Raw genomic sequence first — 7,729 nt, 5'->3', positions numbered from 1 at the left:
CGTGACGCCCTGGGTAACCGCACGGGCACCACGCTGCCGGACGGGCGGACGCTGCGCCAGCTGTACTACGGCAGCGGGCATCTGCTGGGCATTGCGCTGGACGGCCTGACGGTGACGGAGTTCACGCGCGACAGCCTGCACCGGGAAATTGGGCGCACGCAGGGCGGGCTGATGAGCCGGGTGAGGTATGACCGTCTCGGGCGGCTGCGGGAACGGGATGTGTTCCGTGGCACGCAGCAGCGTCCGGCGCCGCGCGTCTGGTCGGCGCGCTGGCAGCACGACTACCGCAACAACCTCATCCGTGAGGAGCGTGACGACAACCCGTTTGCATGGCGGCAGTGGCAGTACGACGCGGCGGGGCGGCTGCTGAACCAGGGCGGCAGCCTGCCGGACGGGGAGCAGTGGCGGTGGGACGCGGCGTCGAACCCGCTGGACGCGGGCGTGACGCAGGTGGCGCACAACCGGGTGACGCGGCTGCACGGGGCGACGTACCGCTATGACCCGCACGGTCGGGTGGCGGAGAAGGTGGGCGGGGGCACGCGCTGGCGCTACCGTTATGACGGCGAGCACCGGCTGACGTCGGCGGAGAGTGAGACGCGAAGCGGCGTGCAGACGCAGGTGAGTTTTGTCTATGACCCGCTGGGGCGGCGCATCAGCAAGACCAGCCGCCGCGCCCGGCAGGGAGAGGCGCCGGGGCATCCCCGCACCACGTATTTTGTCTGGGAAGGGCTGCGTCTGTTGCAGGAAATCCGCGGGGACGTGCCGCTGACGTACGTGTATGCGGACCCGGACAGCTATGAGCCGCTGGCGCGGATTGACGGGGTGAGCGACCCGGCGATTTACTGGTATCACTGCGCGCCGAACGGCACGCCGGAGCGACTGACGGATGCGGCGGGCGGGGTGTGCTGGCAGGGTGATAACAGCGCGTGGGGTAAACAGCTGCGGGAGGCGCCGCTGAAGGGACCGGTTTACCCGCAGAACCTGCGGATGCAGGGACAGTACCTGGACAGGGAGACGGGGCTTCATTACAATCTGTTCCGGTACTACGATCCGGACTGCGGACGGTTCACGCAGCCGGACCCGATAGGGCTGGCGGGCGGGTTGAATCTTTACCAGTATGCGCCGAATCCGCTGGGGTGGATTGATCCGTGGGGGTTGAGTAAGTGTTCTCTTGGAAAAGAAACCGGCAGTTACTCAGCAATAAAACCGGGGCCGTTGAAAGATAAACATGCAGAGACATTTGCTGGGGGGAGATATAGAGAAATAATACTTGAAAAGGACACCGACCTTTACAGAGCAGGTATTTCAAATGTTGAGTATGGGCAGTTCTTTAGCGTGGATAAACCACAAAGTATTATTCAAGCGAGGATTGATAAAGCCGTATTACCGAGATGGCCCGATGGTGCGGAATCTCCTCTGAATACTGCATTCAAAATAAGAATTCCAGCCGGGACTAAGGTATATGTAGGGGAAGTTGGCTCTCAGAATGGTTTTTATATGGGAGGCACAGAGCAAATTTTCGTCCCTGAAGCTTGGAAAGTTCCGGGTATTCAAGTTATAGGTCGATGGCCATTAATATGATCAACGAAGCAAAAAAATATCTGAAATCCATTGCTGAATTATTGCGTGACCATGGTATACATGGTCTGGCTCAAACTTTAGATAATCTTTATGCAAGAGCAGAACAAGATCCTGACCAATTTATTGATGATGTAAAAAGATTATTTGGTGGAATGGGAACACTAAATGATATTGTGCTCAGTAAAAATGGGAAACCACTCCTTCAGGAGAATGATAGGTTAGAGGGGCTTCGGGACAAACTCTATACAGTTTGTTCATCCTATAAATATAAATCTTAACAATATAAAAAGCCGGAAGCGATCCCGATGATCCTTCCGGCTTTATTTTTAGCCGCCAACCTTAGCCAGCAAGGCCAGCGCCTGCTGCCGGTCCTGCTCAATCTCCCGCCGCTGCTGCTCAAGCCGCGCCTGCTCCTGGCGCAGTCGGGTCTCCTCGCGGCTGTCGGGGATCAGCACCAGACAGCCGTCCAGCACCTTGAAACTCACGCCGGTGCCCACCTCAAATCCCGCCTCGGCTAACGGATTTCACCCGCGACAGCCTGCACCGTGAGACGGGGCGCACGCAGGGCGGGCTGATGAGCCGGGTGAGTTACGACCGGCTGGGTCGGCTGCGCGAGCGTGATGTGTTCAGCGGCCCGCGGCAGCGTCCGGCACCGCGTGCGTGGTCGGCGCGCTGGCAGCACGACTACCGCAACAACCTCATCCGCGAGGAGCGTGACGACAACCCGTTTGCGTGGCGCCAGTGGCAGTACGACGCGGCGGGGCGGCTGCTGAACCAGGGCGGAAGCCTGCCGGACGCGGAGACGTGGCGGTGGGATGCGGCGTCGAACCCGCTGGACGCGGGGGTGAGGCAGGTGGCGCACAACCGGGTGACACGGCTGAACGGGGCGACGTACCGCTATGACCCGCACGGGCGGGTGGTGGAGAAGGTGCGGGAGGGCACGTGCTGGCGCTGGCGTTATGACGGCGAGCACCGGCTGACGTCGGCGGAGAGCGAGACGCGAAGCGGCGTGCAGACGCAGGTGAGTTTTGTCTACGACCCGCTGGGGCGGCGCATCAGCAAAACCAGCCGCCGCGCACGGCAGGGGGAGATGCCGGGGCAACCCCGCACCACGTATTTTGTCTGGGAAGGGCTGCGTCTGTTGCAGGAAATCCGCGGGGACGTGCCGCTGACATACGTGTATGCGGACCAGAACAGCTATGAGCCGCTGGCGCGTATCGACGGGGTGAGCGACCCGGCGATTTACTGGTATCACTGCGCGCCGAACGGCACGCCGGAGCGACTGACGGATGCGGCGGGCGGGGTGTGCTGGCAGGGTGATAACAGCGCGTGGGGTAAACAGCTGCGCGAAGCGCCGCTGAAGGGGCCGGCGTACCCGCAGAACCTGCGGATGCAGGGGCAGTATCTGGACAGGGAGACGGGGCTTCATTACAATCTCTTTCGTTACTACGACCCGGACTGCGGGCGGTTCACGCAGCCGGATCCGGTGGGGCTGGCGGGCGGGTTGAATCTTTACCAGTATGCGCCGAATCCGCTGGGGTGGATTGATCCGTGGGGGTTGAGTAAGTGTAGCTTAAAAGGCAAATATAGAGAAATTGAAAAATCTCCTTTACCTCCATCCCTTGCTTCAACATTCACTAATAGTGAATATAAAACTGTAATGACCACAGAAAATATCGTTATGTATAGAGTTTTTGGCGGTAATGCAAAAATAGACGGTTCTTTTGTTTCAACGGTAAGTTCTGGTAGTAGAATACAGGCTAAGATTGATGCTGCACTTTTACCTCAATGGAAAAATACAAGACAGTTTGAAGCGACTATTCTTGTTCCTAAAGGAACCGTTCTTCAGCTTGGAGAAGTTGCGCCGCAAATAACGAAATCTGGAGCAATACTCTCTGGTGGCGCAGACCAAATAATCCTTCCCCGAGGATGGGATCAAAGTTGGATATTGAACATTAAAGGAATTAACTCTCTTTAAGGTTATTTCATGAAAACAAAAAAAGAAGTGTTGGATGTTTTAAGGAAAGCCTTGCGTGCCTTGGAAAAAGAAAAGGTAGATCTTAATAAGCAAGATCTTGATGATATCGTTAGGAAATATCGGAGTACTATCCACGAGATAGAAATAGATGCATTGAATTACAACGAAATACATAATTCCGTAAAAGCATATTTAGAAATATATAATGACTATGATAATATTTTGCTTTATCAAATGTCTGATGCCGAAGAAGCAGTAGAGAGTTATCTTTCATCATTAAGGGTATGATTATTGAATAAAAATAAATTTTATTTGAAATATATGAAACAATTAATCATGTTGATGTAGTTATACAAACTTAGTACCAGGGAGATGCGAGAGTACATTCTAGCGCTACCGTTACGCCAGAGCCTATGCGTTATGAAAAAAGCAAGACTGGCCGGCGCTAGAAAAATTTATGGGCAAAGGAGCCTGGCCGCCTAACCGGGGTTTTGTGACTGTAATGAAAGAAACTCTTCAGCCAGGAGCAAAAGTGGACCGCTACGGTGGTTGGACCGATGCAAACGGCTTTCATGATACTGGTACTTTCATATCCCCTGCTGGATCTTCATTCGAAGGGAGGGCTTTACAAACAAGTACATTAAGTAAACCATACACAACTTATGAAGTTCTAAAACCATTACCAGTTGATAGTGGGCCTGCAATTCCATGGTTTGGTCAACAGGGTTATGGAATTCAATATGAAACGTCCGCAGGCATTGAAAAGTTAATCAAGCAAGGTTTTCTGAGGAAAATATGACTATTGTTAATTATCAAAAAAAGAAAATCCTTATCCACGATGGCCTTGAAGCTGATTTCTTAAATAAGGGCGGGGAAGTTCCTTGTCCTTGCTGTGATGCCATTGTACATTTTGGACTATATAATTCGCTGGATTTTGATGAAATTAAACAAGAAAAAAAAATAAAAATGGTAAGTAAAATGCGAGGGGTTAAATTAACGGGGAGTGAAATTCTTGAGTTCAACTATAAAGATAGCCCGCTAAGACTCTCAGAAAAAAAATGTTCAAGTGGATTACATGATATTTTAGTCATCTTTACTTATAAAGAAATACAACCTGCTCGATATGAATCGTATTTGATCGGGGTATTTGATAGCAAAGATTTGTAAGGAGGCCGCTGAAGTACATGTATGCGGCCATCATAGCTATGAGCCGCTGGCCCGTATTGACGGGGTGGGCGACCCGGCGATTTACTGGTATCACTGCGCGCCGAACGGCACCCCGGAGCGGCTGACGGATGCGGCGGGCGAGGTGCGCTGGCAGGGTGACAACAGCGCGTGGGGAAAACTGATGCGCGAGGCACCGCTGAAAGGGCCGGTTTACCCGCAGAACCTGCGGATGCAGTGGCAGTACCTGGACAGGGACAAATTTGTCGGGAACAAATTTGAACAGCGCGAAAGCGCTGGCCCCGGAGGGGCGAGCCTCATGGATGAGGCGAGTATTCGGGGCTTCATTACAATCTCTTTCGTTACTACGATCCGGACTGCGGACGGTTCACGCAGCCGGATCCGATTGGGTTGGCGGGTGGGATAAACCTGTACCAGTATGCGCCGAATGCGCTGGGGTGGGTTGATCCGCTGGGGTTGAGTAAGTGTAATACTTGGAATTCATTCCAACGTCACCATCGAGGGCGTTTTAAAACATCTACTGAAGCATCTACAGCTTACCATCAGTTGATCAGGGAGCAGTCGCCATGGCCATTGGATGCAACGCCTTTAGATGCCATGCTTATTCCAGGAGCAAGAATAAAAATGGCTGTCTTGCCAGGGCAGGCTGCTACAAGACCAGGTGGATTCGCAACATTTGATGAAATTCCGGATGTATCATACGTAAGAAATAAACTTGCTGTTAAAAACGAATGGAAAGCAGATATTGACCGGGGGATAACATATGAAGTTCAACGTCCCCTACCAGTAAAAATAGGCGGGGTTGGTCCTCAGATAGATAAGGGCACTGGTACTTATTTAACGGGAGGTGGGTCTCAAATAGAAATGTTGATTTCACCAAAAGAAAGAATGGATTTTCTTAAAATAATTGATGAAAACCCGATTAAACCATAATTTAAGAGTTTGAGAGTTTAAAGTGATAGAAAATCTTATTTTAAAAAAAGAACAGTCTCTCATTCAATGGGATTGCAATCAGCTACAGCGTCAGTCTAGTGTTTTTAATATTGATCAGGTTATGTTAGATGAGCGAAGAAATATAATAATCATTTTGAGCGACATGCAAAAGTTTCCACAGAGATTAGATGTTCTAGATGAGGATGGATTAAATATATTCTCTTGCTCACCTCCCCAAGGCGCTAGTTTTTACTATTTGACGAAAGCTTCAACATCCGAGATTCTAATAGTATGTGCATTTGATGAAAAACATGAAGGATGGCATGACTGGCATTATTCTTTTGATGAGAGGATTAAAAAATTACTACAAAAATCTCCAGCCTATTGATAGCCATTCTTAATGAGTTAGGAGATATTATTTGACAGGTTTTGATCTTGATTGTCTGCGGTAGATTTATATAGATAATTCTAAATAATAATTTCCCCATTGACTATTAGTAAAACCTGCCGCTGCGCACGGCAGGGGGAGGGCCGGTTTACCCGCAAAACCTGAGGATGTAGGGACAGTACCCGGAAAGGGACAAATTTGTCGGGAACAAATTTGAACAGCGCGCAAGCGCAGGCCCCGGAGGGGCGAGCCTCATGGATGAGGCGAGTATTCGGGGCTTCATTACAATCTTTTCCGGTACTATGATCCGGTCTGCGGACGGTTCACGCAGCCGGATCCGGTGGGGCTGGCGGGGGGCTTAAACTTATACCAGTATGCGCCGAATGCCTTAACATGGATCGATCCGCTGGGATTGATGAAGTGTTCTAATCCTCCAAAGGGCAGGAAAGTTAATCGGACTGTCTACAGATTCGAAGAGCCACGCAGAATGAGTACGACGTGGACTACTCACCCGGGAAATATCGGCTCAAGACACCGTTATACTGATGTAGGAAGCGGTGGCGTTTATGGAGCAAACTCTAAAAAAACAGCTTTGGCGGAAGTAACGCATTGGAAAGTGGATTTATCTACTCGCGAAGTGACTAGTAAAAAAGTACAGCTCAATAATGTATTGGATTTAACTCGACAGGATGTTAGAGACCAGCTTGGTATATCGTTAAAAGATATTACCGGAAAAGAATATGATATTACTCACCAAGTGGGAGCATGGGCTAAAATACAAGGTTATGATGGTATATTGGCACCTTCAGCTCGAAATCTAACGGGATCTAATTTAATTTCATTTTTAGGGTTTTAATTATGGCGGGATTAGAAAAATATTATGCTGGAGATGAGACATGGAAGCTGTCAGTAAAAATATTTTCAGAAGCTTACCTGGATGATAATGCCCATTTACTGGCAGAGAAGTTAAATGGCTATTTGGATCTGGCCGTAATTATTTATGGTAAAAGAGGAATAAAGGAAGCTTTATGGTGGATAGAACAAGAAGTTCCAGCATTAGAAGGCATCAGGCCGGTCGATTGCCTTAAAGATCCGTCACTATTAAAACGTCTTCGGGAATGTGTGATGCGAATGTCATAAATATTTTGATTAAATAAACTGGAATCGATCATATTGATCCTTCCGGCTTTATTTGTAGGCGATCACCTGGCTCAACAGCCTCTACCCGTTTAGCCAGGTCAGCTCAATCTCCCATGTCTGCTCATGTAGCAGTCGCGTTTCTTCGCTGCTGGCGGTGATCCGCACCAGAGAGCCGGACCTTTGCCGCCGACACGCCTGCGGCCTTCAGCCATGTCTTTCGCTACGACGCGCGCGGCCTGGTGACCGGCAAAGGCACGCCGGACGGGGAGACGCGCTTTGCCTGGTCGGCGACGGGGCAGCTGCTGCGGGCGGCGTTCCACCCGGCGGCGGGCGGCGAGGTGACGGACGCGGCGGCGCAGGTGGTGACGTTTCAGTACGACGAACAGGGGCAGCTGACTGAGGAGACGGGCGACCGGGGCACGGTGGCGTACCGTCGTGACGCCCTGGGTAACCGCACGGGCACCACGCTGCCGGACGGGCGGACGCTGCGCCAGCTGTACTACGGCAGCGGGCATCTGCTGGGC

General features: G+C 51.3%; 9 protein-coding genes and 3 pseudogenes. 11 read left to right on the top strand and 1 reads right to left on the bottom strand.

The genetic code is table 11. The features are described from left to right. Together GS12_RS21600 and GS12_RS21595 are read left to right on the top strand one after the other, a co-directional pair. Positions 1 to 1,581 (top strand): RHS repeat-associated core domain-containing protein (locus GS12_RS21600; protein WP_200884548.1); only part of this gene is annotated, 1,581 nt, incomplete at its 5' end. Beyond that, on the top strand, positions 1,578 to 1,859 hold the full coding sequence (locus tag GS12_RS21595; protein WP_034950770.1) for a DUF6966 domain-containing protein: 282 nt from the start codon (positions 1,578 to 1,580) through the stop codon (positions 1,857 to 1,859). The genes GS12_RS21600 and GS12_RS21595, both read left to right, overlap by 4 nt. Before the next feature lie 48 nt (positions 1,860 to 1,907). On the opposite strand, the gene GS12_RS24695 is transcribed toward GS12_RS21595, so the two are convergent. After that, entirely contained in the window at positions 1,908 to 2,066 is a 159-nt protein-coding gene (locus GS12_RS24695) for a hypothetical protein (RefSeq protein WP_160279930.1), read from the bottom strand. A gap of 29 nt (positions 2,067 to 2,095) precedes the next feature. Here GS12_RS24695 and GS12_RS21585 point away from each other — a divergent pair. From GS12_RS21585 to GS12_RS21555, 9 genes and pseudogenes are all read left to right on the top strand, one after another. Further along, positions 2,096 to 3,559: pseudogene (locus GS12_RS21585) on the top strand (RHS repeat domain-containing protein); the annotation flags it as partial. 9 nt (positions 3,560 to 3,568) lie between these two features. After that, complete coding sequence (locus GS12_RS21580; RefSeq protein WP_034950767.1) at positions 3,569 to 3,847, top strand: hypothetical protein; 279 nt, start codon at positions 3,569 to 3,571, stop codon at positions 3,845 to 3,847. Positions 3,848 to 4,061: 214 nt separating this feature from the next. Next, positions 4,062 to 4,358 (top strand): TNT domain-containing protein, encoded by a 297-nt coding sequence (locus tag GS12_RS23765; RefSeq protein WP_072016942.1) that lies wholly within the window; start codon positions 4,062 to 4,064, stop codon positions 4,356 to 4,358. Then, positions 4,355 to 4,726, top strand: coding sequence for a hypothetical protein (locus GS12_RS21575; RefSeq protein ID WP_034950763.1), 372 nt, complete (start codon positions 4,355 to 4,357; stop codon positions 4,724 to 4,726). Before GS12_RS23765 ends, GS12_RS21575 begins: the two co-directional genes overlap by 4 nt. A gap of 5 nt (positions 4,727 to 4,731) precedes the next feature. Beyond that, positions 4,732 to 5,677: pseudogene (locus GS12_RS24140) on the top strand (RHS repeat domain-containing protein); the annotation flags it as partial. Between the two features lie 22 nt (positions 5,678 to 5,699). Further along, the gene (locus GS12_RS24460; protein ID WP_072016940.1) at positions 5,700 to 6,065 is read left to right on the top strand and encodes a hypothetical protein; all 366 of its coding nucleotides are present in this window, start codon (positions 5,700 to 5,702) and stop codon (positions 6,063 to 6,065) included. 271 nt (positions 6,066 to 6,336) lie between these two features. Further along, positions 6,337 to 6,921, top strand: a pseudogene (locus tag GS12_RS25055) (RHS repeat-associated core domain-containing protein); the annotation flags it as partial. A gap of 2 nt (positions 6,922 to 6,923) precedes the next feature. Beyond that, positions 6,924 to 7,205, top strand: a complete 282-nt coding sequence (locus GS12_RS21560; protein WP_034912091.1) for a hypothetical protein — start codon at positions 6,924 to 6,926, stop codon at positions 7,203 to 7,205. A 239-nt stretch (positions 7,206 to 7,444) separates the two neighbouring features. Further along, on the top strand, positions 7,445 to 7,729 hold a 285-nt coding region (locus tag GS12_RS21555), incomplete at its 3' end, for an RHS repeat domain-containing protein (protein ID WP_034950755.1).

The sequence above is a fragment of the Erwinia oleae genome, from assembly GCF_000770305.1.
Lineage (GTDB): Bacteria > Pseudomonadota > Gammaproteobacteria > Enterobacterales > Enterobacteriaceae > Erwinia > Erwinia oleae.
The sequence above is the reverse complement of the archived record's forward strand: the minus strand, read 5'-3'. Positions and strand labels throughout refer to the sequence as shown.

Coding starts and splice junctions, on each gene's coding strand:
- GS12_RS21575 (WP_034950763.1), top strand. CDS start 4,355: ATGACTATTGTTAATTATCAAAAAAAGAAAATCCTTATCCACGATGGC.
- GS12_RS23765 (WP_072016942.1), top strand. CDS start 4,062: ATGAAAGAAACTCTTCAGCCAGGAGCAAAAGTGGACCGCTACGGTGGT.
- GS12_RS21580 (WP_034950767.1), top strand. CDS start 3,569: ATGAAAACAAAAAAAGAAGTGTTGGATGTTTTAAGGAAAGCCTTGCGT.
- GS12_RS21560 (WP_034912091.1), top strand. CDS start 6,924: ATGGCGGGATTAGAAAAATATTATGCTGGAGATGAGACATGGAAGCTG.
- GS12_RS21595 (WP_034950770.1), top strand. CDS start 1,578: ATGATCAACGAAGCAAAAAAATATCTGAAATCCATTGCTGAATTATTG.